At 73.5% G+C, this 26,362-nt stretch carries 28 protein-coding genes and 1 tRNA gene; 12 read left to right on the top strand and 17 right to left on the bottom strand.

From position 1 onward, the window contains the following. Positions 1-17: 17 nt before the first annotated feature. The 5 genes from ACRWNP_RS15905 to ACRWNP_RS15885 form a co-directional block, all read right to left on the bottom strand. Entirely contained in the window at positions 18-749 is a 732-nt protein-coding gene (locus ACRWNP_RS15905; protein ID WP_431961877.1) for a tyrosine-protein phosphatase, read from the bottom strand. Positions 750-779: 30 nt separating this feature from the next. Continuing rightward, entirely contained in the window at positions 780-2,252 is a 1,473-nt protein-coding gene (locus ACRWNP_RS15900; RefSeq protein WP_431961876.1) for an FAD-binding protein, read from the bottom strand. Positions 2,253-2,407: 155 nt separating this feature from the next. Beyond that, positions 2,408-3,637: a hypothetical protein gene (locus ACRWNP_RS15895; protein WP_431961875.1), complete on the bottom strand. Its 1,230-nt coding sequence runs from the start codon at positions 3,635-3,637 to the stop codon at positions 2,408-2,410. Positions 3,638-3,677: 40 nt separating this feature from the next. Continuing rightward, positions 3,678-4,202, bottom strand: a complete 525-nt coding sequence (locus ACRWNP_RS15890; RefSeq protein WP_431961874.1) for a SigE family RNA polymerase sigma factor — start codon at positions 4,200-4,202, stop codon at positions 3,678-3,680. A 35-nt stretch (positions 4,203-4,237) separates the two neighbouring features. Beyond that, entirely contained in the window at positions 4,238-5,338 is a 1,101-nt protein-coding gene (locus ACRWNP_RS15885) for an MFS transporter (RefSeq protein WP_431961873.1), read from the bottom strand. A gap of 138 nt (positions 5,339-5,476) precedes the next feature. Here ACRWNP_RS15885 and ACRWNP_RS15880 point away from each other — a divergent pair, with 138 nt between their 5' ends. Then, positions 5,477-5,746 (top strand): DUF6343 family protein, encoded by a 270-nt coding sequence (locus ACRWNP_RS15880; protein ID WP_431961872.1) that lies wholly within the window; start codon positions 5,477-5,479, stop codon positions 5,744-5,746. Between the two features lie 73 nt (positions 5,747-5,819). Here the strand turns inward: ACRWNP_RS15880 and ACRWNP_RS15875 are convergent. Together ACRWNP_RS15875 and ACRWNP_RS15870 are read right to left on the bottom strand one after the other, a co-directional pair. Further along, positions 5,820-5,893 (bottom strand) — tRNA-Met (locus ACRWNP_RS15875). 15 nt (positions 5,894-5,908) lie between these two features. Further along, entirely contained in the window at positions 5,909-6,304 is a 396-nt protein-coding gene (locus ACRWNP_RS15870; RefSeq protein ID WP_431961871.1) for a hypothetical protein, read from the bottom strand. 268 nt (positions 6,305-6,572) lie between these two features. Here ACRWNP_RS15870 and ACRWNP_RS15865 point away from each other — a divergent pair, with 268 nt between their 5' ends. Then, on the top strand, positions 6,573-8,186 hold the full coding sequence (locus tag ACRWNP_RS15865) for an ABC-F family ATP-binding cassette domain-containing protein (RefSeq protein WP_431961870.1): 1,614 nt from the start codon (positions 6,573-6,575) through the stop codon (positions 8,184-8,186). Positions 8,187-8,261: 75 nt separating this feature from the next. Here the strand turns inward: ACRWNP_RS15865 and ACRWNP_RS15860 are convergent, their stop codons facing one another. Continuing rightward, a complete protein-coding gene (locus ACRWNP_RS15860; protein ID WP_431961869.1) occupies positions 8,262-8,891 on the bottom strand; it encodes a hypothetical protein in 630 nt (209 codons plus the stop codon). Between the two features lie 207 nt (positions 8,892-9,098). Here ACRWNP_RS15860 and ACRWNP_RS15855 point away from each other — a divergent pair, with 207 nt between their 5' ends. Further along, the gene (locus ACRWNP_RS15855) at positions 9,099-10,508 is read left to right on the top strand and encodes a helix-turn-helix domain-containing protein (protein WP_431961868.1); all 1,410 of its coding nucleotides are present in this window, start codon (positions 9,099-9,101) and stop codon (positions 10,506-10,508) included. Between the two features lie 116 nt (positions 10,509-10,624). Here ACRWNP_RS15855 and ACRWNP_RS15850 read toward each other — a convergent pair whose 3' ends face one another. Both ACRWNP_RS15850 and ACRWNP_RS15845 read right to left on the bottom strand, forming a co-directional pair. After that, positions 10,625-10,921: a DUF4190 domain-containing protein gene (locus ACRWNP_RS15850; RefSeq protein ID WP_431961867.1), complete on the bottom strand. Its 297-nt coding sequence runs from the start codon at positions 10,919-10,921 to the stop codon at positions 10,625-10,627. Between the two features lie 28 nt (positions 10,922-10,949). Then, on the bottom strand, positions 10,950-11,105 hold the full coding sequence (locus tag ACRWNP_RS15845) for a hypothetical protein (protein ID WP_431961866.1): 156 nt from the start codon (positions 11,103-11,105) through the stop codon (positions 10,950-10,952). Positions 11,106-11,245: 140 nt separating this feature from the next. On the opposite strand from ACRWNP_RS15845, the gene ACRWNP_RS15840 reads away from it, so the two are divergent. Then, entirely contained in the window at positions 11,246-11,875 is a 630-nt protein-coding gene (locus tag ACRWNP_RS15840; RefSeq protein WP_431961865.1) for a TetR family transcriptional regulator, read from the top strand. A gap of 109 nt (positions 11,876-11,984) precedes the next feature. Here ACRWNP_RS15840 and ACRWNP_RS15835 read toward each other — a convergent pair whose 3' ends face one another. The 4 genes from ACRWNP_RS15835 to ACRWNP_RS15820 form a co-directional block, all read right to left on the bottom strand. Further along, positions 11,985-12,110 carry a hypothetical protein gene (locus ACRWNP_RS15835; protein ID WP_431961864.1) on the bottom strand — a complete coding sequence of 42 codons (126 nt, stop codon included), beginning with the start codon at positions 12,108-12,110 and terminating at the stop codon, positions 11,985-11,987. Positions 12,111-12,135: 25 nt separating this feature from the next. Continuing rightward, positions 12,136-12,927: a VOC family protein gene (locus tag ACRWNP_RS15830; protein ID WP_431961863.1), complete on the bottom strand. Its 792-nt coding sequence runs from the start codon at positions 12,925-12,927 to the stop codon at positions 12,136-12,138. Between the two features lie 95 nt (positions 12,928-13,022). Next, positions 13,023-13,793 carry an ABC transporter ATP-binding protein gene (locus tag ACRWNP_RS15825; protein ID WP_431961862.1) on the bottom strand — a complete coding sequence of 257 codons (771 nt, stop codon included), beginning with the start codon at positions 13,791-13,793 and terminating at the stop codon, positions 13,023-13,025. Next, positions 13,786-14,703, bottom strand: coding sequence for an ABC transporter permease (locus tag ACRWNP_RS15820; RefSeq protein ID WP_431961861.1), 918 nt, complete (start codon positions 14,701-14,703; stop codon positions 13,786-13,788). The genes ACRWNP_RS15825 and ACRWNP_RS15820 overlap by 8 nt, the downstream gene beginning before the upstream one ends. Positions 14,704-14,849: 146 nt before the next feature. Between ACRWNP_RS15820 and ACRWNP_RS15815 the strand changes: the two genes are divergently transcribed. After that, positions 14,850-15,461: a TetR/AcrR family transcriptional regulator gene (locus ACRWNP_RS15815; RefSeq protein ID WP_431961860.1), complete on the top strand. Its 612-nt coding sequence runs from the start codon at positions 14,850-14,852 to the stop codon at positions 15,459-15,461. 59 nt (positions 15,462-15,520) lie between these two features. Here the strand turns inward: ACRWNP_RS15815 and ACRWNP_RS15810 are convergent, their stop codons facing one another. Then, entirely contained in the window at positions 15,521-16,051 is a 531-nt protein-coding gene (locus tag ACRWNP_RS15810) for a SixA phosphatase family protein (protein ID WP_431961859.1), read from the bottom strand. Between the two features lie 8 nt (positions 16,052-16,059). Beyond that, positions 16,060-16,782, bottom strand: coding sequence for a hypothetical protein (locus ACRWNP_RS15805; RefSeq protein ID WP_431961858.1), 723 nt, complete (start codon positions 16,780-16,782; stop codon positions 16,060-16,062). A gap of 279 nt (positions 16,783-17,061) precedes the next feature. Here ACRWNP_RS15805 and ACRWNP_RS15800 point away from each other — a divergent pair, with 279 nt between their 5' ends. From ACRWNP_RS15800 to ACRWNP_RS15770, 7 genes are all read left to right on the top strand, one after another. After that, entirely contained in the window at positions 17,062-17,604 is a 543-nt protein-coding gene (locus ACRWNP_RS15800; RefSeq protein ID WP_431961857.1) for a (2Fe-2S)-binding protein, read from the top strand. Then, positions 17,601-19,994 carry a xanthine dehydrogenase family protein molybdopterin-binding subunit gene (locus ACRWNP_RS15795; RefSeq protein WP_431961856.1) on the top strand — a complete coding sequence of 798 codons (2,394 nt, stop codon included), beginning with the start codon at positions 17,601-17,603 and terminating at the stop codon, positions 19,992-19,994. Before ACRWNP_RS15800 ends, ACRWNP_RS15795 begins: the two co-directional genes overlap by 4 nt. Next, positions 19,991-20,848 carry an FAD binding domain-containing protein gene (locus tag ACRWNP_RS15790; protein WP_431961855.1) on the top strand — a complete coding sequence of 286 codons (858 nt, stop codon included), beginning with the start codon at positions 19,991-19,993 and terminating at the stop codon, positions 20,846-20,848. The genes ACRWNP_RS15795 and ACRWNP_RS15790 overlap by 4 nt, the downstream gene beginning before the upstream one ends. 217 nt (positions 20,849-21,065) lie before the next feature. Then, a complete protein-coding gene (locus tag ACRWNP_RS15785; protein WP_431961854.1) occupies positions 21,066-21,959 on the top strand; it encodes an AAA family ATPase in 894 nt (297 codons plus the stop codon). Continuing rightward, positions 21,956-23,101, top strand: coding sequence for a vWA domain-containing protein (locus ACRWNP_RS15780; protein ID WP_431961853.1), 1,146 nt, complete (start codon positions 21,956-21,958; stop codon positions 23,099-23,101). Before ACRWNP_RS15785 ends, ACRWNP_RS15780 begins: the two co-directional genes overlap by 4 nt. Beyond that, positions 23,094-24,206 (top strand): XdhC family protein, encoded by a 1,113-nt coding sequence (locus ACRWNP_RS15775; RefSeq protein WP_431961852.1) that lies wholly within the window; start codon positions 23,094-23,096, stop codon positions 24,204-24,206. Before ACRWNP_RS15780 ends, ACRWNP_RS15775 begins: the two co-directional genes overlap by 8 nt. A gap of 18 nt (positions 24,207-24,224) precedes the next feature. Then, a complete protein-coding gene (locus ACRWNP_RS15770) occupies positions 24,225-24,854 on the top strand; it encodes an SRPBCC family protein (protein WP_431961851.1) in 630 nt (209 codons plus the stop codon). Between the two features lie 43 nt (positions 24,855-24,897). On the opposite strand, the gene lpdA is transcribed toward ACRWNP_RS15770, so the two are convergent. After that, the gene (lpdA, locus tag ACRWNP_RS15765; RefSeq protein WP_431961850.1) at positions 24,898-26,298 is read right to left on the bottom strand and encodes a dihydrolipoyl dehydrogenase; all 1,401 of its coding nucleotides are present in this window, start codon (positions 26,296-26,298) and stop codon (positions 24,898-24,900) included. Positions 26,299-26,362 lie beyond the last annotated feature (64 nt).

The raw sequence follows: 26,362 nt of genomic DNA, 5'->3' as shown, positions 1-26,362 counted from the left end.
AGTCGCGCGTCATGGGGTCAGTCGGTGAGCAGCACCTCCCGCAGGGCGCCGAGCAGGGTGTCATCCGCGCCGAGCCGCGCGCGGGCGTACCCCTCGACGGAACCGTGCTCGGCGGTCAGGCCGGCGAGGAAGATCCGCATCGCGTCGGCGGGCGCCGTCCCCCAGCCCGGCCACCGCAGGCTCCGCTCCGGGTTGGCCGCGGTCCAGTCCGCGAGCAGGCGGGCGGTCGCCAGCTCGCTCAGCGCGTAGTCGGCGACGATGTCCTCCTCGGACACCCCCATCAGCCCGAGCACCAGCGCCGCCAGCAGGCCCGTGCGGTCCTTGCCGGCCGCGCAGTGGAAGACCAGCGGTCCGCTGGTGCCGGCGGCGATCACCTCCAGCGCCCGCGCCAGCTCCTTGACGCCGTCGGCCGCGACATCCGCGTGCAGCCGGGCGTAGAAGGCGGTCGTGTCGACCTCCGGCCCGAACGCGGCCTGGTCGACGGGCCGGTGCTCGATGCTGAGGTTGTGGTACGCGACCCCGGTGGCCTCCGGGACACGGCCCTTGGCCTCGATCTCGAACGGGTGGCGCAGGTCGATGACCGTGCGTACCCCGAGGGCGGCGAAGCGCTCCAGGTCCGTGCCCACGAGCTTCGAGAGCGCGTCGGAACGGTAGAGCCTCCCCCAACGGACCGTGCGGCCGTCGGCCGTGCGGTAGCCGCCCAGGTCCCGGAAGTTGTGCAGTCGCTCGAACGCGATGTGTCTCCCCATGGGGGGACCTTACGGGGCGGCCGACCCGCTTCAGAAGATCCCCTGGCCGGGAACGAGGATCCCCCGCGGGTCGTAGCGCCGCCTGGCCGCCGCCAGCGCGGGCCACGCGGAGCCGAAGTGGTCACGCCAGTCAGCGCGGCTGAACGGGATGGAGCCGACCGGGTACTGGGTGCCTCCGGCCGCCCGGGTGGCCTCGAACGCGGCGCGGTTGGCGGCCAGGAGTCGGCCGACGGTCGCGGAGTCCTGCGGCGGGGTGGTGCGCAGCACGGCGAGCAGGTACGGGACCGGGTCCCGGCCGGCCCGCAGCAGGGGCCGGTGCAGGCGCTCGCGCAGCAGCGGGTAGAGCAGCACGACACCGGGGCCGAGGTCCTCGGGTGTGAGCGCGTCGAGGATGCCGCCGGCGACCGCGGCGGCCTTGTCGCCGGGGATCAGCAGGTTGAGCCAGGGGTGGGCGAAGTCCCACAGGCCGGCGGCCTTGAGCGCCGCCACCGAGGCGGCGAGCCGGTCGAGGAAGTCGAAGTAGCCGAGGTTCTCGGTCTGCACGCCCGCGGTGTCGTGGTGCAGCCCCGCCAGCAACTCGGCGTCGTCGGGAGACGCGTCGTAGGAGACGGCTTCCAGGACGTAGCCGCGGAACGCTCCGTTCGCGTCCGGGAGGACCTGGCCCTCGACGTAGCCGAACCGGCCGTCGGTGACCAGCAGTCGCTGGTCACCGAGGAAGGTCCCGAGGTCGTGGTACGGCAGCAGGTAGTGCCGGACCGTCGCTGGGGCCTGCACCAGGCGCAGTGTGGCCGAGACGATGACGGCGCACTGGCCCAGGCCCGCCAGCACCGCCTCGAACAGGTCCCGGTGCCGCGCCGGGGAGCAGCGCACCAGCTCGCCCGCGCCGGTGACGACCTGCAGCTCGGTGACGTTGTCGACCTGGGCGCCGTGGTGGTGGCTCTGCCCGCCCAGGCCGCCCACCGACAGCGTGCCGCCGACGGAGAGTTCGAGGTAGTCGGTGAAGACGGGCGGTGTGAGGCCGTGCGCCAGGGTGGCCCTGGTGACATCACTCCACTTGGCTCCGGCGCCGACCGTGACGGTGCGGCTGTGTGGTCCGACCGGGCCGATCCGCGCCAGGGGCGTGGTCTCGACGACCAGCCCCCCGTCGGCCTGCGCCTGGCCGAACGTCCCGTGACCCTGGCCGCGCGGCGCCACCTTCAGCCCGTGCCGGTTGCAGAAGCGCACCATGGCGACGACATCGTCCACCGAACCCGGACGCAGCACCGCGACCGGCCTGTGGTGCACGATGTGCCCGAAGTCGTCCGCGGCGGCGCCGATCGAGGCGCCGTCGGTGAGCAGCGTCCCGTCCAGGCGCGGCAGCCCCACCAGCGCGCCGTCCGCCCGGTCCGTGCCGGTCGCCGCCACGGCCCAGCTCCTGCCGGCCGGGTCGAATCCGACGACGACGGCGCCGCCTGCGGTGGCCACCGCACGCAACATCGTGCGCCGGGACGGAAGTCGGGACATGCGATCCCCCTGAGCAAGTCGGTTGACGGCTCAACGACTCGGAATTCTATGCCTGTTGTTCCCCCCTCAGCAGCGACTCGGTGAATCCGGCCGGAACCCAAGTGAGGCTAACCGACTTCAGAGCGGGCGGCCCGCCGGGCGGGCCGCCCGAGTGATCAGCCGAACGTCTTCCACTTGGCGTCGGTCGCCGCGGCCACCAGGGCATCCATGTCGAGGGCGGGCGCCGAACGGGTCGGGGGGCGGTGGTAGCCGCCGGAGTTGAGCTCGGAGATGACGACCCGCAACCCGTCCGGGCGCAGGGTGTCGGCGGTCCACTGCACGACCCCGGGTTCGCCGCTGCCGCCCTGGCGGGTGACCACCTTGGTGCCGTCGGGCAGGATCGTGGGGTTCGGGAACCGCAGGTCCTTGAGGTTCTTCTTCGCCCACCGCTGGACGTTGACCTCGACGAAGGTGGCACCGTGGCCGTCGTCCACGGTGACGTGGGCGTAGCCGGACTCCCCGGCCATCGCGCTGACCTTCAGGCCCTGGGGAAGAGCCGACGTCAGCACCTTCACGATCGCGTCCCCGCCGGGTTCCGCGGATACGGAGCCTGGGCGCGCGGCCTTCCCCGACGCCACGGGGAAGTCGGCGAAGACGCCCTCCCACTGCGGGGCGCGCACCAGGGCACCGAGCTGGTCGGCGCTCAGCGGCGGGTTCTCCCGGGTGGTGGGCTTGCCCTTCTCGGCGGGTGCGTTCCACTCGTCCGCCATGATCTGCCGGCCGTCGCGGGTGGTCAGGGTGGCGCGCCAGCTCTTGGGCCCCTGGCGGCTGTCCTGGTATTCCCAGCCCTTGACGATCACGAGTACCGACTTGCCGGGGAGTTCGGTGCGGGTGCACGTCGTGCCCTGCTTCATGAACGCGAGGTCGGGGCACTCGGTCTCGCTCTGACCGGCCTCGACGCGGTTGAAGCCGATCGAGATCGTCGAGGCGCCGTCGCCGTCGTCCCAGACGACCTCGGCGTAGGGGGCCGGCGGCCTCCCCTTGGCGTGCCGCGTGCCCGAGGCCCGACCGCTGAGGATCTCGCCCTTGGGGAGCAGCTGCTCGAAGAGGCCGAGCATCTGCGCGTCGGAGATCGTCCGGCCGCCCTTGCCCTTGGACGTGCGGGCCGGGTCAGGGGTGCTGGTCGCCGCGGGCCCGGCCTTCTGGGTCGTGCCCCCCGGCAGGACCAGGCCTGCCGTCACGCCGGCGGCCACGACGGCCGCGACCGTGCCGGTGACGGCCGCCGTGCGGCGGCGGCGCAGACTGCGGCCCTGGATGAGGCCCGCAGCGACGAGGGCGCGGCTGTCGGTGCCGAAGGTGTCGCCGGTGCGCCGGAGCGCGGCTCCGAGGTCGTCTTCGAAGGGCATGGTGAACCACCGTCCTGAGCAGTAGTGGGAAGAGGGGAGGTCAGCGGGAGGAGACGAGTTCCGCGAGGCTGTCGCCGAGGAGCTCGCGGAGCCGGGCGAGGGCGCGGACCGACCGGGTGCGCACGGCACTGGGACTGACCCGCATCGCGTCGGCGGTCTCCTCGATGCTGCGGTCCTCCCAGTAGCGCAGGACCACGACCGCGCGGTCCTTGGGCGCGAGCCGGGCGAGGGCGTCGAGGAGGGTGAGCCGCAGCAGCGCGGTGTCGCTGTCGGAGCCGTCGGCGCCCGCGGGCACGTCGGGGAGCTCACCGGTGGGCGACTCGCCACTGCTGCGCCGCCGCCGGTGGCTGAGAAAGGTGCGGACGAGCACGGTCTGGGCGTAGCCGGCCGGGTTGCCGACGCGGGCGACGCGCCGCCAGGTGACGTACATCTTGCCGAGGGTCTCCTGCACGAGGTCCTCGGCGAGGTGGGTGTCACCGCCGGTGAGCAGGCAGGCCGAACGGAAGAGAGGTGCCGCGCGGATCCTCGCGAAGTCCAGGAAGTCCTCCGTACGGTCCTCGTGCATGCCCCACCCCATCGTCGTCCGGTGTCGCCTTCACCTCACTGACGTCGTGGAGGTACGGAAATGTTGCACCGCCACAGCGGAAACACGGGAAGGAGGAACGACAGGGCCGCCAGGGCGAACAGCGGCCCCGGGCCGGACCAGTGGGAGCCCAGGGCCCAGCAGCCGAAGAGCAGGAGTGCGACGGCCTCCGACCCCAGGCCCGCCAGGGAGGTGACCGTCGCGCGGGTGCGGTCGCTGATGCGCTCCTGGAGGCGGGCGTCGGCGGCCACCGTCGACCAGTCGAGGAGGCCGAAGGCCACGGCCACCAGTGCCAGGCCCGCCGGATGCGCCCCCGCCGCACCCGCGGCCAGGCACACCGCCGCCACCGCCGGTGCGAGCGGTGCCCATCGGGTGCCGCGGCCGGCGAGCCAGGCGCCGGCCGTGGCGCCAGCGGTCACCAGGAGTACGAGCAGGGGGACGAACGACGGCCGCACGCCGGTCGCCTGCGCCAGCAGCGGGACGTACTCGTCCAGCGCGGTCGCGCCGGCCAGCAGCGAGACGACGCCCACCATGCGCCCGGCGCCGGGGGTGTGCCGGGCCTGGTCGAGGGCCTCGCGCAGCAGCCCGGCATGCGCGGCGGCGGCGCCGGGCCCGGCCGCGGCGGTCCCGCGGCCGCGGGGCTCCGGCAGTGCCACGGCGGCCAGGGCGGTGAGCACCGTCACCGCGACGCTGACCAGCCCGACCGCGCGGTCACCGCCGGCCGCGAGGAGCGGCCCCGCCAGCGCGGTCGCCGCCAGGGCCGCCGTGGTGCCGAGGGCCTGCGCGCGGCCGGTGAGGCGGGCGTACGCGTGGGGGGCGCCGACGCGGGTCAGCTCCTCGTGGACCAGCGCCTGCAGCGCCCCCGACCGCAGCGCGGAACCGGCGCCCCACAGAACGAATCCGGCGGCGAAGGAGGCGTAGCAGGGCCACAGGGTCCACAGCGTGAAGCCCGCCCCGGCCAGCAGGGGCGCGACGGTGAGCAGGGCACGCCGGGAGAAGCGGTCGGCCCACACGCCCGAGGGCACCTCGAGCAGGAACGCCGTGAGTGACCACACGGCGAACAGCGAGGAGATCCCCGCCTCGGACAGCCCGGCGCCGGCGAAGAGCACCGCGTACACCGGGTAGAGCGGGATCAGGTCCTCGAGGAAGGCGTAGGCGTAGAGCCTGCGCGCCAGTGGGGACTCGGGGGAGGATCAATGTCGCCATGTCATGGGACGAGCGTAGCCGGGTACGAACCGGATGAGGAGGCGTTTTCCATGCGCATGGAACGTACCGGGAACGAGCCCCTGCGGGCTCGCAGCGCATTGCGGATGCGGCTCGCACTGGCGGCCTTCGGGCTGGCCTGGGCGATCGCGGGGACGGTGTTCTTCGCGGACCTCGGGCGCACCGGGTGGGCCGTCTTCTTCGGCCTGCTGGCACTCGCCGCGGCCATCGACCTGGTCGTGATCGTCCGGCACATCCGCCAGGGCCCGCACTGGCAGCCGGGTCGCGACGTTCCGCCGTACGAACCGCTCCGCAAACGCTGAGCGCACGGCCGGACACGCACCGGCACGGAAACACCGAGGGCCCGGTGCTCTCGCACCAGGCCCTCGGCTTCAGTAGCGGGGACAGGATTTGAACCTGCGACCTCTGGGTTATGAGCCCAGCGAGCTACCGAGCTGCTCCACCCCGCGTCGGTGAACACCACCCTACGGGGTGCCGGCGCCAGGACCAAATCCATTGACCGTCAGCCACCGCCAGCGGGGGATCTCGGCCACGACGGTGGCCGCAGCCAGCACGCCGACCAGCACCGCGACCGGCGCGGGCCAGGCCGCCCAGGAGGAGACGACGGCTGCACCGAGCTGCAGCAGCACCAGAGCGACGGTCACCGCGCCGGGGACGGGGACGATCACCTGCGCCTTGTCGCCGGGGGTGGCGAACACCGTCGGCAGGCCGATCAGCACGACCACCGACAGCACGGCGAGCAGCCAGGAGTGCCCGGACAGGGCCCACGGGGTCGCGACCCAGGCGACGAGTTCCGTGGTGAAGCGGAGGACGGAGGCGGCGCGGCCGTCCGGAGCGGTGGTCGGGGTCCGGGAGCTCACGGCGTCACACTGCCATGCGCCCGGCGCTCCGTAAATGCGTTGCCGGGGGCCCGGTGCCGGCGTAGCTTCTGCTCAGGCCCTGCCACCGTCCGATTGGAGAAGGCCGTTGCTCTTCTGAGGTCCGGGACACCGTGCCCGCGGCGCCGAACCGGCGTTCGCGCGGGCCGTGTGCGACCTCGGCCGTGAGCAGCCGCCTCCGCGCAGCGCCCGCCTTCCGGTGTCCCCGTGTGCCGATCCGTCGTCATTCACGAGTACCCCGGAGGACACCATGGGACATCCCACCCTCTCCATCACCTGCACCGACCTCTCCTTCGCCTGGCCGGACGGCACTTCCGTCCTGGACGGCTTCCAGCTCGCCGTCGGCCCCGGCCGTACCGGCCTGATCGGGCTCAACGGATCGGGGAAGTCGACCCTGTTGAAACTCATCGCCGGCGAACTGACGCCCGGCGGCGGCACGGTGCGGGTCGCCGGCGAGGTCGGCTACCTGCCGCAGGACGTCGTCCTCGACACCGCGCTGCGGGTGGACGAGGCCCTGGGCATCGCGGAAGCGCGGGCCGCGCTGCACGCCATCGAGGCCGGCGACGCGCGCGAGGAGAACTTCGCGGCGGTCGGCGACGACTGGGACGTGGAGGAGCGGGCCCGCGCCGGACTGGACGGCCTCGGGCTGGGCCACGTCGGCCTCGACCGGGTCGTCGGCGAACTGTCCGGCGGCGAGGGCGTCCTGCTGCGGCTCGCGACCCTGCTGCTGCGCCGTCCTGACGTGCTGCTGCTCGACGAGCCGACCAACAACCTGGACCTGTCGGCCAGGCGGCGGCTCCATGAGGCGGTCGCCTCCTGGAACGGTGTCCTGGTGGTCGTCTCCCACGACCGCGAACTGCTCCGGCACGTCGACCGGATCGCCGAACTGCGCGATGGCGGGGTCCGCTGGTACGGGGGCGACATCGCCGCCTACGAGGAGGCCCTGGCCGTCGAGCAGGAGGCCGCCGAGCGCATGCTGCGCGTCGCGGAGTCCGATGTGCGGCGGCAGAAGCGTGAACTGGCGGACGCCAACGTCAAGCTGGCCCGCCGGGTGCGGTACGGGCAGAAGATGTACGACTCCAAGCGGGAGCCGCGCGCCGTGATGAAAGTGCGCAAGCGCAGCGCCCAGGTGTCGGCGGGCAAGCACCGCATCCTGCACACCGAGCGGCTGGCGGAGGCGAAGGAGCGATTGGACGAGGCCGTAGAGGCGGTGCGTGACGACGACGAGATCCGCGTCGACCTGCCGCACACCGCGGTCCCGGTCGGCCGCACCGTGCTGACGCTGCGCTCGCTGCGGACGGCCTACGGGGCACCGGCCGGGGACCTGGAGCTGCGCGGCCCGGAACGGATCGCGCTGGTCGGCCGGAACGGCGCCGGGAAGACGACGCTGCTGCGGACGATCACCGGCGAACTGCCCCCGGCGGCGGGCGAGGCGCTGGCGCACGTGCCGCTGCGCTTCCTGCCGCAGCGGCTGGACGTCCTGGACGACGAGCTGTCGGTCGTGGCCAACGTGGCGCGGTTCGCCCCGGAGGCGACGGGCAACCGCATCCGCGCGTCGCTGGCCCGCTTCCTGTTCCGTGGGGGACGGGCCGACCAGGCGGCCGGTTCGCTGTCGGGCGGGGAGCGGTTCCGGGCCTCGCTCGCGGCGCTGATGCTCGCCCAGCCGGCGCCGCAGCTGCTCCTGCTGGACGAGCCGACGAACAGTCTGGACATGGCGAGCGTGCGGCAGTTGACGACAGCGCTGGCCTCCTACGAGGGGGCACTGGTCGTGGCGAGCCACGACCTGCCTTTCCTTCGGGGCATCGGCATCACGTGCTGGCTGCGGCTCGACGCGGGCGGACTGACCCGCGTCGAGCCGCTGTGACGGTCGCGGTGCCGCTCCGGAGGCGGGGCTCCCCCCGGGGTCCCGCCGCCGGTGTCCGTGGGCCGTGCCGCGGCCTCAGCGGTACAGCTTGTTCACGCCGGTCCTGGTGGTCTTCTTGAATGCCTTCAGCGGGATCCCGTCCAGGGTTCCCATCTGGCCCCACTCGACGACGGTGACGGTGCGGCCGTCGCGGCCGATGCCGTAGAGCCGGACGTTGTGCTCGGACTCGGGGGGTGCCACGTGCACGCCGTAGACGTGAGCGCCCTCCTCCACGGCGAGGCCGCCGAAGTCCTTCCAGTCGCCCTGCGCGCCCGGGTTGTGCTCCAGGAAGCGGGCGACGCAGCCCCGCACGGACTTGCGGAGCTTGGCGGCGAGGGCACGCGCCGCCCTGGTGTTCTCGGTCACGAAGGTGACCTGCTGGGCGTTGGTGTCCAGTTCGGTCCAGAACGAGCGGTGGGACACGCCCTTGCGGGGCAGGCCGCTCCGCGTGCAGGCGGTGCCGCCCTCGGGCAGGCCGCTGTGGACCCGGTCGGCGTACCAGGGCGAGAAGGGGTACGGCGGCAGCTCCTTCGGCGCGAGGAACCTCGGCGCCGCGGTGGGCGCGGCGGCGGCGCCGGCCTCGGCGGACCCGGCGGCGAGGAGGGAGGTGGCGGCGACCGTGGACAGCGCGGTCACGGCGGCGCGGCGGGCGAGTGTCCGTTTCAAGGTGGTTCCCCCGTGGCAGGTCGTGGACGAGGACCGTCGCCCGGCGGCGGCGGTACTGCACCCCAGCCTGCGCGGCACCGTCACGGCCCGGCAACAGCCGCGGCGGCTTCCGGGACGCCGGAACGGTTGCGCGTACCCTGGCCTGGGGAGACGTGAGCGCCCTGGAACGGGCGGCCGGGACACGGGAAGGCGTCGGGGGCGCGGGACATGGGTGGTACGGCGGCGGGCAGTGAGCGCTTCGCCCGGTGTTTACGTGAGCTGAAGGGCCGTTCGGGGCTGAGCTACGGGCAGCTGGCGACCCGGCTGCACGTCAGCACCTCGACGCTGCACCGCTATTGCAACGGCGACGCCGTGCCGACCGACTACGCGGTCGTGGAACGCCTGGCGCGGTTGTGCGGCGCGGGCCCGGAGGAACTGGTCGAGCTGCACCGGCGGTGGGTGCTCGCGGACGCGGTACGGCGCGTGGGCAACCGCGGCGGCGGCGATGCGGCGGTGAAGCGCGAGGGGACCGCCGACGCGGCGGGCGCCGGCGCCGCGCCCGCCGGGAGCCCCTCCGCCGGGAGCCCCTCCGCCGGGAAGGCCTCCACCGGGAAGGCCTCGGCCGGGCCCGCGCCCCTGCCCGGCCTCGGGACGGCCCCCGGGGCGCCCGCCGAACCGGAGCCGACCGGCACCGTCCCGGCGCCGCGCCCGCCGCGTTCCTGGCGCCACCGGCTGTCCCGTCCCGCCGTCGCCGGACCGGTGGCCGCGCTCGTGCTCACCGGCGCCGCGCTGGCGATGACCAACGGCACCGGCGGCGAGCGGCCCCCGGCCCACGCCGCGGCCTCGCCCTCCGCGCTCCCCGGCGGTACGGGAGGCACACCGGCCCCGCCCGGCGGGACGGGCACGGTCCCCGCCTCGCCCGGGGCGTCCCCTTCCGGGCAGGCCTCGTCCACGAAGCCGTCGGCCACGGACCCGGACGCCGGCCCACGATCCCCCGCCGGCCCGACCTCCCGCCCCCTGGAGCAGGCGCGGCCGCCGGCCTGGAGCGTGCGCTCGCACGTCTGGGAGAACGGCTGCGGTCACCGCTACCTCATCGACCGGCCCCCCGCGGACGTCCCTCCCCCGCCGGTCTCCCAGGACGCGCGCGCCTGGGCCGAAGCCCTCGGCGCCGTGCACGGCGGTACGACCATCGTCGAGGCCACGATCCGGGGCCGCGGGTCGACGCCGGTGGTGGTGCAGGCCCTGCACATCCGCGTCGTCGATCGCCGCGAGCCGCTGCGCTGGTCGTCGTACGCGATGGACAACGGCTGCGGCGGAGCGCTGACCCCCGCCGAGTACGCGGTGGACCTCGACGCGGACCGCCCGCAGCCGCATCCGCGGGACGGTTCCGACAGCGAGCGCATCCTGCCCGCGGTCCGTCTCCCCTACCAGGTCACCGCCCAGGACCCGCTGGTGCTCCGGGTGCACGCCCGCACGGTGCGCTGCGACTGCGACTGGTTCCTGGAGCTGGAGTGGAGCGCCGGCGGCCCGACGGAGACCGTCCGCATCGGCGACGGCGGCCGCCCCTTCCGGACCAGCAGCGTCAAGGGCCGCCCCGAGTACGGCTACTGGTCCTCCGGAGGCTGGACCCTCGACTAGACCCCGTCCGCCCGCGACGGCCCCGCCCCCGGTCCCGGACGTACGGAAGGGCCCCCACCCCCCCGTGCAGGGTGGGGACCCTTTCCCCCGTTTCCGCCGGCCGCGTCCCCTCGCGGTCAGAGGCCGAAGGGCCAGATGAAGCCCTTGTTCATGGTGATGAGCACGACCAGCACCATCAGGTCTGCCGCGCCGAGCACCAGGCCGAGGACCGCCCGGACCGGCCGCCGGGTGCCCCGGACGAGCGCGACGCCACCGAGGATCAGGGCGAAGGGGCCGAGCACGATGTTGAAGGCCAGCAGGCCGACCAGGCCCAGCACGAACGACGCGACGGCCATGCCGTCGGAGCCGTCCGAGCCCGACCGGGCTTCCCTGGCGCGCAGTTCGCGCTCACGGGCGGGTACGTAGGAGTCCATTGTGGGTTCCCCCCTGGGAGACGTGGGGTCAGCGGTGGCGGTGGTGCCCGACGCGCTCGCGGACGTAGAACGTCAGCAGCCAGGCACCGACCACGCCCACGGCGACGAAGAAGACGGGGAACGGGGTGTACGAGACGGTGCCCAGGAGGATCCCCATGGCGACCAGGACGACGAGGAGGGTCACGGACGTGCGCCTTTCTCGGTTGCCGGATGGCACTGCGGGCTGCGGACGAGGCAACTCAGTGAACAACTGGGAAAACAGTTGTTCACTGAGTGGGCAGTCTACTCTCGCGTAACTCGGCGAACGGATGTTTACTGGATGACATGAGTCACACCCTCGGAATCCGTGAGGCCCAGAAGCAGCAGACCCGGCGGGCCCTTCTCGACGCGGGCCTGCGCCTGCTGGAGAACCAGAGCCTGAGCAGCCTGGGACTGCGCGAGGTCACCCGTGAAGTCGGCGTCGCGCCCGCCGGTTTCTACCGGCACTTCCGCGACATGGGCGATCTCGGGGTGGCCCTGGTCGCCGAATCGCTGGGCAGTCTCCACGCGATGATCCGGGCGATCCTGGCCGAGCAGGACGACGCCGAGGAGGTCATCGCCCGCTCCGTCGGCGTCATCACCCTGCACGTGCGCGACCACCGGGCACACATCCGCTTCATCGCCCGCGAGCGGCACGGCGGGGTGCAGGCCGTCCGTGAGGCCATCGCCGCCGAACTCTCGCTCTTCGCCGACGAAGTGGCCGAGGCACTCGGCGCGCAGCCCGTCTCGCGGGGCTGGACACCCGAGGACATGCGCATGCTCGCCGAACTGTACGTGGACCGCATGCTGATGACGGCGATCGCCTTCATGGAGGCGCCGGCCGGGGACACCGCTGCCGAGCGGCTCGTCGCCCAACGGGCCCGCAAGGAGCTCTACCTGATCCACCTGGGGCGACGGCACTGGCTGGACGCCTGAGGACGAATGGACACGTGCGTGCCATGGCCGGCCGACGGCACCACGGATCGGGGGCTTGATCAGCTGTCAGGTGCCGACCCCACGGGCCGGCCGGTGGGCGGAGCCGAGGTCACCGCTCGGGAGAGCCCAGGTCGAGCCAGTCGGGCGCGCCGGGAACGTCGTTGATGCTGAGCATGGCGTGCTCCTTCGGACGGGCGTCCTGTGCCCCGGTCGCGCCCAGTCCTGCGGCGGGCACTGACAGTGGCCCCCGTGCCGCTCCGTCAGCTCTGCCGCGGCTGGCTGGCGATGACGGCGAACAGCGCGCCGAAGGGGTCCGCGAGGTGCGCGAAGCGTCCGACGCCCTCGGCGTGCCGGGGCGCCATGACGACCTTCCCGCCGAGCTGCCCGGCCTTGGCGACCACCGCGTCGGCGTCCTCGACCTCGAAGTAGGGCAGCCAGCGCGGGGTGACGCCGGCCTCCCTCATCTCGCCGGTGATCTGCACGATCCCGCCCAGGGACGCCTCCCGGCCGCCGCCCGAGGTCGAGAGCACCGTGTAGCTGGTGGTGCCGAGGGGCACGTCCTGCGCCTGCCACTCGAAGACCGAGCCGTAGAAGTCGCGGGCCGCGGCGGCGTCCGGCGCGTACAGCTCCGCCCATCCGAGGCTGCCCGGCTCGGTGACCACGTCGAGGCCCTTGGTGTCGCGGGGCTGCCACACGGCGAACTCCGCTCCCCCGGGGTCGGTGAAGCCCGCCATCCGGCCGTTGGTGAAGACGTCGAAGGGCGCGAGGCGGACCGTGCCGCCGGCCTGCTCGACCGCCTTGGCGGTGGCGTCGGCGTCGGCCGTCTGGAAGTACAGCGTCCAGGAGGGCCGCACGCCCTCCCCGCTGGGCGGCCCGAAGGCGGCCACGGTCTTCCCGCCGAGGCGGAAGAAGCCGTAGCCGCCGGCCTCGGGCCCGAGCGGCTGTGCGTCCCAGGAGAAGAGACCGGTGTAGAAGGTGACCGCCGCCCCCGGGTCCGGGCTGCCCAGGTCGATCCAGTTCGGGGCGCCGTTGACGTACTGGGTGGTGAGCATGGCGGTCTCCTTGGCCTGCGTGCGTGCCCGGTGCTGCCGTGGTCCCGGTGTCCGTCCTCAGTCTGGCACCGGTGCCCGGCTCGCGCCGGGCGGCGTCACTTCCCCTGGGTGAACGCGTCGTAGGCCTTGAGTACCTCGTCCGTCGGACCGTCCATGCGCAGCGTGCCGTGCTCCAGCCAGATGGCACGGTCGCAGGTGTCGCGGATCGACTTGTTGTTGTGGCTGACCAGGAAGACCGTGCCGGCCTCCTTGCGCAGCTCGCGGATCCGCGCCTCGGAGCGCTTGCGGAACCGGTTGTCACCGGTCGCCAGCGCCTCGTCGATCATCAGGACGTCGTGGCTCTTGGCCGCGGCGATCGAGAAGCGCAGGCGGGCCGCCATGCCGGAGGAGTAGGTCCGCATCGGGAGCGAGATGAAGTCGCCCTTCTCGTTGATGCCGGAGAAGTCGACGATCGAGTCGTAGCGCTGCCTGACCTCTTCCTGCGACATGCCCATCGCGAGACCGCCGAGCATGACGTTGCGCTCGCCGGTCAGGTCGTTCATCAGCGCGGCGTTCACGCCGAGCAGCGAGGGCTGCCCCTGGGTGTACACCTTGCCGCTCTCCGCGGGCAGCAGGCCCGCGACCGCCTTGAGCAGGGTGGACTTGCCCGAGCCGTTGGAGCCGATGAGCCCGATGGACTCACCCCGGTAGGCGGTGAAGCTCACACCGCGCACCGCGTGCACCATGCGGACGTTCGGGTTGCCGCCCTTGCGGCGGATCAGCCGCGACAGGGCGTTGACCGCGGTGCCGCGGCCGGTACCCGCGCCGTGCACCCGGTACACGATGTGCAGGTCGTCCACGATCACGGTGGGGATGCGCTCAGCCACGGCCGTACCTCTCCTCAGCCTTCCAGAACCACACGAAGCCCCCGGCGCCCATGACCACGGCCCAGCCCAGGGCGACCGCCCACACGTGCGGGGGCAGCTGCTCGGAGGTGAAGCTGTCGATCAGCGCGAAGCGCATCAGGTCGATGTAGACCGCCGCCGGGTTCAGTCCGAGCAGGATCTTCGCGGCCTGCGGCGCGTGCGCCGCGAAGTGGCTGATGCTGTACATGACGCCGGAGGCGTACATCCAGGTCCGCAGGATGAACGGCATCAGTTGCGCGAGGTCGGTCATCTTGCTGCCGAGCCGCGCCATCACCAGCGCCAGGCCCGCGTTGAAGACCGACTGCAGCAGCAGCGCCGGGATCGCGAGCAGCCAGGACGGGCCCGGCACCTCGCCGGTCATCAGCACGATGGCGACGAGCACGATCATCGACATCAGCAGCTGCTGCAGTTGCATGATCGTCTGCGCGATCGGCAGGCTGGCACGGGGAAAGTGCAGGGCCCGCACCAGTCCGAGGTTGCCCGAGATGGCGCGGACACCCGCCATCACCGAGGACTGGGTGAAGGTGTAGACGAAGATGCCGGTGACCAGGAACGCGATGTAGTTGTCCACGCCGCGGTCGGTGCCCAGCAGCAGGCCGAAGATCAGGTAGTACACGGCCGCGTTGAGCAGCGGGGTCAGCACCTGCCAGAGCTGGCCCAGGCGGGCCCGCGTGTACTGCGCCGACACACGGGCCGTGGCGTACGAGGTGATGAAGTGCCGGCGTCCCCACAGCTGCCGCACGTAGGCACCCAGACTGGGACGGGCCCCGCTGACCGTGAGGCCGTGCTCGGCCGCAAGCGCAGCGGGGGACGGCGCCGGAACGCCGGGCGGCGCGGGCGCCGCTGAGGAGGACTCGATGTCAAGGCTCACGAGGGGGCGCTTCCGTTCGGGGGTGATGCGCGAGGGGGGCGGTAGTGCGCCGACGGAACGAGACCGTATCGTCGTTACCAGGACGTTAGACCACATGCGCGTTGGAACGCAACCGTTCCGTCCCGTCGTCGCGTAGGCTGCCGGACATGGCACCGGACACCGCACCCCCACGACGCGCCCCCGCCGGGGCGGCAGTGCTCCGAGACGATGTCACGGAGGCCATCCGCGCGGCCGTCTTCGAGGAGCTCGCGGCGGTCGGGTACGGCCGGATGTCGATCGAGGGCATCGCACGGCGCGCGGGCGTCGGCAAGGCCGCGGTCTACCGGCGCTGGCGCTCCAAGCTGCCGCTCGTCCTCGACGTGGTGTCCGCCGTCGCGGCGCTCGGCGTGCCGGCGCCCGCCACGGGCAGTCTGCTGGGTGACATAAGGATGCTGCTGGAGGTGACGGCGCGGGCGCTGCGGCATCCCGTCGCCTCGCAGATCATCCCCGACCTACTGGCGGAGGCCTCCCGTAACCCGGAGATCGCCGAGACCCTGCAGACCGCGCTGCGCGACACCCAGCGCGGCATCGCCACCGCCATCGTCGAGGCCGCCGTCCAACGCGGTGAGCTCCCCGCCGGCACGGACTGCGACCTCGCCCTCGACCTCATGGCCGGCCCCCTCTACTGGCGCCTGGCGGTCCTCCGCTCCCCCCTCACCCCCCGCTACCTCGACCGCCTCGCCGCCGCCACGGCCGCGGCCCTGGCGGCGTCGGCCTAGGTGTTCTGTCCGGGGCCAGGCCACAGGGTCGGCAGAAGCGTTCGCAGGGACCGGTGGGGTCAGCCGCGGGGGATGGCGAAGTCGTCGAGGCGGGCGCGTTCCGGGGCGAGGGAGGACCAGAAGCCGGGCCAGGCGAGGACGGCGAGGGCGGAGGTGGGGAACTTGTCGGCGGCGCGGAGCAGGGCGTCGGCGCGGGCCTCGCCCGTCAGGCGCAGGACGAGGTCCTGGACGCCCGGGTTGTGGCCGACCAGCAGGAGGGTGGCGACGTCGTCGGGGGCCTCGCGCAGGACGTCGAGGAGGGCGCGCGCTGTGGCGGCGTAGACCCGTTCGTCGAGTCGCACCGTCGGGGGCGGCGTGGCGCCCAGGGCCTCGGCGGCGAGTTCCCAGGTCTCCTGGGTGCGCCGGGAGGTCGAGCAGATCACGAGGTCGGGGATGTGCTCGGCCTCGCGCAGCCAGTGGCCGACGGCCGGGGCGTCGCGCCGGCCGCGGGGACCGAGGGGACGGTCGTGGTCGGGGACGTCCGGCGGCCAGGCGGACTTGGCGTGCCGCAGCACGACGAGCCGTCGCGGGCCCTCCCGGCGTCGTCTCACGACGGCACTCACGACCGCATCCCGCCGACCTCACTCGTCAGCTCCAGCGCCAGCACACGGTCCGCCTGGGCGAACGTCTCGAAGCGGGAGCCGTCCGGCAGGGCGGTCTCCGCCGCCAGGCGATCGAGGGTGGTGAGGTAGGAGGCGGTGTCGAGGTCCGCGGTCAGGGCCGCCTGGAGGTGCTCGACGTACTCGGCGCACATCGGCTTGGACGGCGACTCGGCCCAGCGGGCCACAGCGCCGCGCCACTGCCGGAGGCCGGTGTCCGCCGCATCGAGGACCCGCGGGGTCAGTTCCGCCGGGGCCCGGCGGTCCAGCCGGAGCAGCGCCAGCCGTACGGCGGGGCCCGCGGTCACCTCGTCCGGGTGAACCGGTCCCACGTCCAGGCGGGGGCCGCCGGTCTCGGTGCCCGCCGGGGCGACGTGCGCCCGGGCCGGGCCGGCCAGTGCCTCCTCGGCCTCGCGCGCGCTGTCTCCACGTGCCGCGGCGGGCCTGATACCCAGCGCGGCCGCGGCCGCGTCCAGGGCGGGGTCGGCCGGGCCCACCGAGGCGACCAGCACCTGCCCGCCGTAGGTCTCGGCCGTGCGCGCCAGTACGTCCGCCAGCAGCAGCACCCTCAGCGCGGTCGTCGCGCCCGCGGCGCCGATGTGGGCCAGCACGCGCAGCGGCACGCGCCGCCCCGGCTCCAGCTCCACGGGCTCGCCGTTCCTGCCGTCCACGATGCGCAGCACGCCTCCGAATCTAACCCGTACCTCTCTCCGGCGGGGGCGGGGGCGCAGGTTCCCTTCCCAGGTGACCGCGTCCTGGGCGGGATGCCGCCGGGGCCGCGTTCTCCCCGGCCGGGCAGCTTGGCGGTCCGGGCTGCGAACGCCTCTCACTCTCGGATTTCCGAGCGCAAGAGGCCCGTGAAACTCGCGTCCGAGGCGTCGCGTTGTCCCCGGGCGCGACTTACAGTTGCGCGTATCAGAGCAGAACGGGGGATTCGCCACGCGGCGCCTCTGGGAGGGCATATGACCCGCATCTCGGTGAAGGTGGACGGCACGGCCTACGAGGACGAGGTGGAGCCCCGCCTCCTACTCGTCCATTACCTGCGGGACCGGCTCGGTCTGACCGGTACCCCCGTCGGGTGCGACACCACGAACTGCGGTGCCTGCACGGTGGACCTCGACGGGAAGAGCGTGAAGAGCTGCTCCGTGCTGGCCGTGCAGGCCGACGGCGGCGAGGTGACGACGATCCAGGGGCTGGCCTCAGCCGACGGCGAGTGGCACCCGCTGCAGCGGGCCTTCCACGAGCAGCACGCCCTGCAGTGCGGTTTCTGCACCCCCGGCATGATCATGGCCGCGCGCGACCTGCTGCGGGACAACCCCGACCCCACGCCCGAGGAGGTCCGCGAGGGTCTGGAGGGCAATCTCTGCCGTTGTACGGGCTACATGAACATCGTGCGCGCCGTGCTCGCGGCCGCCGCCGAGGAACGACGGCAACAGGCCCCCGAGCCCGGCGCCGTGGCGGAGCACGCCCAACCGAGCACGGCCGGAAGCGGGGCGCCGGTATGACCGACCAGCTCACCGGACGCGAGCCCGAGGTCGGCCGCGCCCGGGTCCGCAAGGAGGACGCCCGGCTGGTGACCGGCCGGACCAACTGGACCGACAACATCACCGTCCCGGGCCTGCTGCACATGGCGATCCTGCGCAGCCCGATGGCACACGCCCGCATCGAGCGGATCGACGTCACGCCGGCCCTGGAACGGCCGGGCGTCGTCGCCGCGTACAGCGGCCGCGACCTGGCCGAGGGGCTCGGCTCGCTGCCGTGCGCCTGGCCCGTCACCGAGGACATCGTGCTGCCCGAGCACCCGCCGCTCGCCGTCGACGAGGTCCGGCACACCGGCGACCCGGTCGCGGTCGTCGTCGCCAGGGACCGCTACGCGGCCGCCGACGCACTGGAGGCGATCGACGTCGACTACGAGCCGCTGCCCCCGGTGCTCGACATGGAGGCGGCACTCGCCGAGGGCGCCCCGCTGGTCCACGCCGACAAGGGCACCAACCGCTGCTACACCTGGCCGCTGGCCACCGGCGAGGACTACGCGACGGTGCGCGAGCGGGCCGACGTGGTGGTGCGCCGGCGCTTCGTGCAGCAGCGGCTCATTCCCAACGCCATGGAACCGCGGGCCGTCGTGGCGGTCCCGCCGGGCGCCTCGGACCAGTACACCCTGTACTCCGCGACGCAGATCCCGCACATCGTGCGCGTGATGATGGCCGTGGTCACCGGCATCCCCGAGCACCGGCTGCGGGTGGTCGCGCCGGACGTCGGCGGCGGCTTCGGTTCCAAGCTCCAGGTGTACGGCGAGGAGGCGATCGGCCTGGCCGTCGCCCGGAAGCTGGGCCGTCCCGTGAAGTGGACGGAGTCCCGGTCGGAGGGCTACCTGGCCACCCACCACGGCCGCGACCAGATCCAGGACCTCGAGCTCGCCGCGACGCGCGAGGGCAGGCTGCTCGGCCTGAAGGTGGACCTGCTCGCCGACATGGGCGCGTACCTGATGATCGTGACGCCGGGTGTCCCGCTGCTCGGGGCGTTCATGTTCCCCGGCATCTACAAGATGGACGCCTACGACTTCACCTGTACGGGCGTCTTCACCACCAAGACCCCCACCGACGCTTACCGCGGCGCGGGCCGCCCCGAGGCGACGTTCGCGATCGAGCGCATGATGGACGAGCTCGCCGCGGAACTCGGCATGGACCCGGTGGAGGTCCGCCGCCGCAACTGGATCGGTCACCAGGAGTTCCCCTACACCACCATCGGCGGGCTGACCTACGACAGCGGGAACTACGAGGCGGCGACCGACAAGGCGCTCGCCCTCTTCGGCTACGACGACCTGCGGTCCGAACAGCGCAAGCGCGAGGAGCACGGCGACCGGGTGCGGCTCGGCATCGGCGTGTCGACGTACACGGAGATGTGCGGGCTCGCGCCCAGCCGGATCCTGCGCGACCTGCGCTACGGCGCGGGCGGCTGGGAGGCGGCGTCCATCCGCATGCTGCCCACCGGCAAGGTGGAGGTGCTGACCGGCACCAGCCCGCACGGGCAGGGCCATGTGACGAGCTGGAGCCAGATCGCGGCGGACGTGCTGGGCGTGCCCTTCGAGGACGTCGAGGTGCTGCACGGCGACACGCGCACGGTCCCGCAGGGCATGGACACCTACGGCTCGCGCTCGCTGGTCGTCGGCGGGGTGGCCGTGCACCGCGCCGCGCGGAAGGTGGTGAACAAGGCCCGGAAGGTCGCCGCCCACCTGCTGGAGGCGAGCATGGACGACCTGGACTTCGCGGACGGCGTCTTCTCGGTCAAGGGTTCCCCGGACGCGCGCAGGACCATCCAGGAGGTGGCGTTCGCGACGTTCACCTCGCACGACCTGCCCGACGGGCTGGAACCGACGATCAACGCCGAGCACGTGGAGGACCCGGAGGCCTTCTCCTACCCGCACGGCACGCACCTGTGCGCGGTGGAGGTGGACACCGAGACCGGGCGGGTGCGGATCCGCAGTTACGTGTGCGTGGACGACGTCGGCAAGGTCGTCAATCCGATGATCGTGGAGGGCCAGGTGCACGGCGGTCTCGCCCAGGGCATCGCCCAGGCCCTGTTCGAGGAGGCCGTGTACGACACGGAGGGAAACCTGGTCTCCGGCACCATGGCCGACTACCTCGTGCCCTGCGCGGCCGACCTGCCCGACTTCCTCACCGACCGTACCGAGACGCCGGCGACGACCAACCCGCTGGGTGTGAAGGGTGTCGGCGAGGCCGGGACGATCGCCTCGACCCCCGCGGTGGTCAACGCCGTGGTCGACGCCCTGCGGCCGCTGGGCGTCACGGACGTGCCGATGCCGTGCACGCCGGAGCGGATCTGGCGGGCCCTGGGGGACGCGCGGTCCGCCCGTCCGGAGGAGGGCAGCTCATGATTCCCGCGTCGTTCGACTACGCCAGGCCCCGCACCGTGGAGGAGGCGGTGGGGCAACTCGCGCTCGCCGGGGACGAGGCGAAGGTGCTCGCCGGCGGCCAGAGCCTGCTGCCGATCCTGCGGCTGCGGCTCGCCTTCCCCGAACTCGTCGTGGACATCGGCCGCATCCCCGCCCTGCGCGGGGTACGGGTCGACGGGGACCACCTCGTCATCGGCGCCCTCACCTCGCACCACGATGTCGTGCACGACCCGCTGGTGCGGCGGCACGCCGGGCTTCTGGCCGCCGCCACGGCCACGGTGGCCGATCCGGCGGTGCGTCACCGCGGCACGATCGGCGGCGCCCTCGCCCATGCCGACCCGGCCGGGGACGTGCCCGCGGCCGTCCTGGCCCTGGACGCCGAACTGGTCCTCCAGGGGCCGGACGGGCGGCGGACCGTCCCGGCGCGGGAGTTCTTCACCGACTACCTGCAGACGGCACTGCGGCCGGACGAACTGCTGGTGGAGGTGCGGGTGCCCAAGGCGGACGCCTGGGGTTTCCGCTACGAGAAGTTCCAGCTCAGCGCCCAGGCCTGGGCCGTGGTGGGGGTAGCCGCGCTGGTCCGGCGCGACGACGGCCGGATCGTCGAGTCCCGCGTGGGACTGTCGAACATGGGGCCCACCCCGGTGCGCGCCACCGCCTGCGAGGCGGCCCTGGCGGGCGCCGAAGCGGCACCGGAGGCGGTGGCCTCGGCCGCCGACAGCGCGGCGGAGGGCACCCGTCCGGCGTCCGACCTGTCGGCGTCCGCCGCGTACCGGGAGCACCTGGCGAGGGTGCTGACCCGCAGGGCCGTGCTCGCCGCGGCGGACCTGACATGAGGAGCGGACGCAGCGCATGACCTGGCCGGCGCACGGGAATCCGCCGGGGTGGACCGCCCCGGCGGGCCCCTCCTGCGGGCCGCTTCCCCTGACGACGGCGCGTGCCGGGGCGGTGGGACCCCACGGCCCCGGCGCCCCGCCGTCGGCCCCGGCCACCGGCCCCACACCTGCCGCTTCCGCGTCGCCCGCCGCCGTGGACGGGGCGGTGGACGGGTCCATGCCGGGGATCGCCGGCCCCGAGCAGCTGCGGGCCCGGCTGGAGGAGACCGGCTATCTGGTCGACGACGGCCTCGCCGTCGCCTGCTACCTGGCGCTGACGCTGCACCGCCCGATCTTCTGCGAGGGCGACGCGGGTGTCGGCAAGACCGCGCTGGCGCACGCGCTCGCCGAGGCGCTCGGCGCGCCGCTGATCCGTCTGCAGTGCTACGAGGGCATCGACGCGTCGCAGGCGCTGTACGACTGGGACTTTCCGCGGCAGTTGCTGCACCTGCGGGCGGCCGAGGCGGCGGGCGTCAGCGACCCCGACACATTGGAGGGCGAGCTGTACAGCCGGCGGTTCCTGCTGGCACGGCCGCTGCTGCGGGCGCTGGAGACCAGCCCGTCGGTGCTGCTGGTCGACGAGATCGACCGCGCGGACGACGAGTTCGAGGCGTTCCTGCTGGAACTGCTGTCGGAGTACTCCGTCACCGTCCCCGAACTGGGCACCCTGCGGGCGCAGTCGCCGCCCGTGGTGGTACTGACGTCCAACCGGACGCGTGAGGTGCACGACGCCCTGAAGCGGCGCTGCCTCTACCACTGGTTCGAGCACCCCGGCTTCGAGCGGGAGCTGGCGATCGTGCGGCGCAGGCAGCCGCACGTGGCGGCGCGGCTGGCGGCGCAGGTCACGGCCGTGGTGCAGTGCCTGCGGGAGCAGGACCTGGTGCGGCCGCCGGGGGTGGCCGAGACCATCGACTGGGCGGAGGCGCTGGCCGCGCTGGGGGCCACGGAACTCGACGCGGACCTGGCGATGACCACCCTCGGCTCGGTGCTGAAGTACCGCGAGGACGCGGAGCGGGCGCGCTCGCTCGACCTGTCGGAGATCCTCGCCGCGCGGGCGGGCGGGTCGCGGTGAGCACGGTGCGCACGGTCACCGCGGACGGCACGGCGGCAGTGGTGGGCTTCGCCCGCGCCCTGCGGGCCGCCGGGGTGCCGGCCGGCCCCGACCGGGTGGCCGCCTTCCTGGCCGCGCTCGGCCGACTCGACCCGGCGCGGCGCCGCGACGTGTACTGGGCGGGCCGGCTCACGCTCTGCGGCGGCCCGGACGACCTGGAACGCTACGACCGGGTCTTCGCGGCCTTCTTCGACGGCGAGCGGCCGCCACCCCGCCGGGTACACCCCGCGGTCCGCCCGGTGCGCCCGCCTGCCGTACCGCGGGCCGTGCCCGCGGAGCGGGTTACGGACGAGGAGGGGGGAAAGGGGCCCGGCGTGACCGCGCTCGCCAGCGCGACGGAGGTGCTGCGGCATCGTGACGTGGCCGCCATGACGGCGGCCGATCGGGCCCAACTGAACCAGCTGCTGGCGGTGTTCGCCCTGGACGGTGAGCCGCGCCGTAGCTCCCGGCGCCGTCCGGCGCGCCGGGGTGACGTGGATCCACGGCGTACCGTACGGGAGTTGCTGCGCCGGGGCGGTGAGCCGGCCGTGCTCCTGCGGCGGGCCCCGGCCCGCAAGCCGCGCCGGGTGGTGCTGCTGCTGGACGTCAGCGGGTCGATGGCACCGTACGCGGACGCGCTGCTGCGGTTCGCGCACGCCGCCGCGCACGGTTCGCGCGGCCGCACGCCCACCGAGGTCTTCACCCTCGGCACCCGGCTGACCCGGGTCACCCGTGAGATGGCGCGCCGGGATCCGGACGCGGCGATGGCCGCGGTCGGGGCGGCGGTGCCCGACTGGAGCGGCGGGACCCGGCTCGGCGAGACACTGCGGGCGTTCCTGGACCGCTGGGGGGCACGGGGGACGGCGCGCGGCGCGGTGGTCGTGCTGCTGTCGGACGGCTGGGAGCGCGGTGACCCCGCCCTGCTGGCCGCGCAGATGCGGCGGCTGGCACGGCTGGCGCACCGCGTGGTGTGGGCCAACCCCCGCAAGGCCGGACCGGGGTACGCCCCGCTGGCGGCGGGGATGGCGGCGGCCCTGCCGAGCGTCGACGCCTTCGTGGAAGGGCACAGTCTGGGCGCGCTGGAACGTCTGGCCGCCGTGGTGAGAGGAGCCGACGGTGCGTGAGATCCTTCCTGCGCTGAACGACTGGTACGCCTCGGGCACCCCTTTCGGGCTGGCCACGGTGGTGGCGGTGAGCCGCAGCGCGCCGCGCGGGCCGGGCGCGGCGATGGCGGTGGGGCCGGACGACGAGGTCGTCGGCAGCGTCTCCGGGGGCTGTGTGGAGGGCGCGGTCTTCGAACTGGCCAAGGAGGTCGTCGAGTCGGGCGAGGCCCAGCTGCACACCTTCGGCTACAGCGACGCCGACGCCTTCGAGGTCGGCCTGACCTGCGGCGGTGAGATCACCTTGCTGGTCCGTCCGGTGTCCCCGGCCACGGACGCGGGCTTCGCCGAGGTGGCGGCCTCCGTCGCCGCGCACCGACCCGTGGTCACCGTGACGGTGCTGGACGGTCCCGCGCCGCGCGGCGCCACGCTCACGGTGTGGCCGGACCGGGTCGCGGGCACCCTCGGCTCGGAGGGCCTGGACGCGGCGGTCACCGACGACGCCCGCGGTGAGCTGGCCCGGGGCGGGACCGGACAACGCCACTACGGCCGGCACGGCGAGCGGCGCGAGGACGACGTGACGGTGTTCCTGCAGTCCTTCGCCCCGCCGCCGCGGATGCTGGTGTTCGGCGCGATCGACTTCGCGGCGGCGGTGGCGCGCATCGGGCTGTTCCTCGGTTACCGGGTGACCGTCTGCGACGCGCGTCCGGTGTTCGCGACCCCGAAGCGCTTCCCCGAGGGCGCGGAGGTCGTCGTCGACTGGCCGCACCGCTACCTGGGCGGCACGCAGACCGACGACCGCACGGTGGTGTGCGTCCTCACCCACGACCCCAAGTTCGACGTTCCGCTGCTGGAGGTCGCCCTGCGCCGCCCTGCCGCGTACATCGGTGTCATGGGCAGCCGGCGGACCCACGACGACCGTCTCAAACGGCTGCGCGACACGACGCTCCGCCCGGCCGAACTGGCCCGGCTGCGCTCGCCGATCGGGCTGGACCTGGGTGCGCGCACTCCCGAGGAGGTCGCCGTGTCGATCGCCGCCGAGATCATCGCGCTGCGCTGGGGCGGCAGCGGCACCCCGCTGTCGGGCACGGCCGGCGCGATCCACCCTCCGGTGCTCAGGCCGGTGTGACGAGGAGAGGAGGAGATCATGGAACTGCACCACGAGTTCGGGGTCCCCGTCCCGGTGGCGGACGCCTGGCGGGCGCTGCTGGACATCGAGCGCGTCGCGCCGTGCATGCCGGGCGCGACGGTGGAGGAGTACGACGGCGAGACCGTGAAGGGCACGGTGAAGGTCAAGGTCGGCCCGGTGACGGTGACCTACCGCGGCACGGCCGTCTTCGAGGAACGGGACGGGACCGCGCACCGCGTCGTGCTGGCCGCCCGCGGCAAGGAGGTCCGCGGCCAGGGCACGGCGCGGGCGACGGTGACCGGCACGCTGACGGAGAAGGACGGCGCGACCGTCGTCTCGGTGACCACCGACCTGGCGGTGACCGGCCGTCCCGCGCAGTTCGGGCGCGGCGTGATGGCCGAGGTGGGCGACCGCATCATCGGCCAGTTCGCCGACTGCCTCGCAAGCCGCCTGGCCGCCCCGCAGCCCGCGGCCGGGAGCGAGGACACCGCCGGGGAAGCGCCCCCCGTGCCACCGGAGCACGCTGACGAACCGCTCGACCTGCTCAGGGTCGCCGGCGCCCCGGTCGCCAAACGCGCCGCGGTGGCGGGGCTGCTGGCCGCGGCCGTCGCCGCGGCGGTCGTCGTCGTCCTGCGACGACGCCGCTGACGCTACGAGGTGGGTCGGCGGGACAGCCGGACCACCAGCGGGCTCAAAAGTTGATCATGTGGCCGGCGAGACCGTGGACGGCCTCCTGGACGGCCTCGCTCAAGGTCGGGTGGCCGTGCACGTTGCGGGCCACTTCGGCGGCCGTGAGGTCCCACTTCTGGGCGAGCGTCAGCTCCGGCAGCAGCTCGGTGACCTCGGGGCCGATCAGGTGCCCGCCCAGGAGCTCGCCGTACTTCGCGTCGCTGATGAGCTTCACGAAACCGCTCGCGTCGCCGAGGCCGTGCGCCTTGCCGTTGGCGGTGAAGGGGAACTTGGCCACGCGCACGTCGAAGCCGCGCTCGCGGGCCTGCGCCTCCGTCCACCCGAAGCTGGCGATCTGCGGCTGGCAGAAGGTGACGCGCGGGATCATCACGTAGTCCAGCGACATGGTCTCGGCGTCCGCGATGGTCTCGGCGGCGACCACGCCCATGGCCTCGGCGGCATGCGCGAGCATCAGCTTCGCGGTGACGTCGCCGATGGCGAAGATGTGCGGGACGCTGGTGCGGCAGAACTCGTCGATGTCGATGGCACCGCGCTCGGTGAGCCGGACCCCGGTCTGCTCCAGGCCGTAGCCGGAGATCCGCGGCTGGAAGCCGATGGCCTGGAGCACCTTGTCGGCCTGGAGCGTCTGCCGCTGGCCGCCGGTGGTCACCATGACCTTCACCGCGTCGCCGGCGTCGTTGATCGCCTCCACCCGGGTCGAGGTGAGCACGTCGATGCCCAGCTTGCGGTACTGGCGCGAGAGTTCGGCCGAGACCTCCTCGTCCTCCAGCGGCACGATCCGGTCCAGGAACTCCACGAGGGTCACCTTCACCCCGTAGTTGTGCAGGACGTACGCGAACTCCACACCGATCGCCCCGGCGCCCGCGATGAGCATGCTCCCCGGGAGCGTGTCCGTCATGATCTGCTCCTCGTACGTCACGACCCGCTCGCTGAGCGAGGTGCCGGGGAGCAGCCTGGTGGTGGCGCCGGTGGCGATGACGCAGTGGTCGAAGGTGACGGTCTCGCTGCCGCCGGAGCCCAGCGCGACGTGGAGGGTGTGGTCGTCGGTGAAGGTGCCGTGGCCCTCGAGCTTCGTGATGTCGTTCTTCTTCATCAGGAAATGGACGCCCTTGACCCGGCCGTCGGCGACCTTGCGGCTGCGCGCGAAGGCCTCGCGGTAGTCGAAGCTGACCTCGCCGTTCACCCGGATGCCGAAGGTCTTGGCCTCCTTGGTGAAGATGTGCGCCAGTTCGGCGTTGCGCAGCAGGGCCTTGGAGGGGATGCACCCGACGTTGAGGCACACCCCGCCCCAGTAGCGCTCCTCGACGATCGCCGTCCGCAGGCCCAGCTGGGCGGCCCTGATGGCGGCGACATACCCCCCGGGCCCCGCGCCCAGGACGACGACGTCAAAGTGTGTGCTCATGCGGCGACCCCTGTGTGGACCACGGTGCGGAAGCTCGAGCGGGCCGGAGTGTCCCGTGGCCCAC

This window comes from Actinacidiphila sp. bgisy160 (assembly GCF_965342435.1).
GTDB lineage: Bacteria > Actinomycetota > Actinomycetes > Streptomycetales > Streptomycetaceae > Actinacidiphila.
Note: the sequence above shows the minus strand (reverse complement) of the source record. Positions and strands in the feature narration are given on the sequence as shown.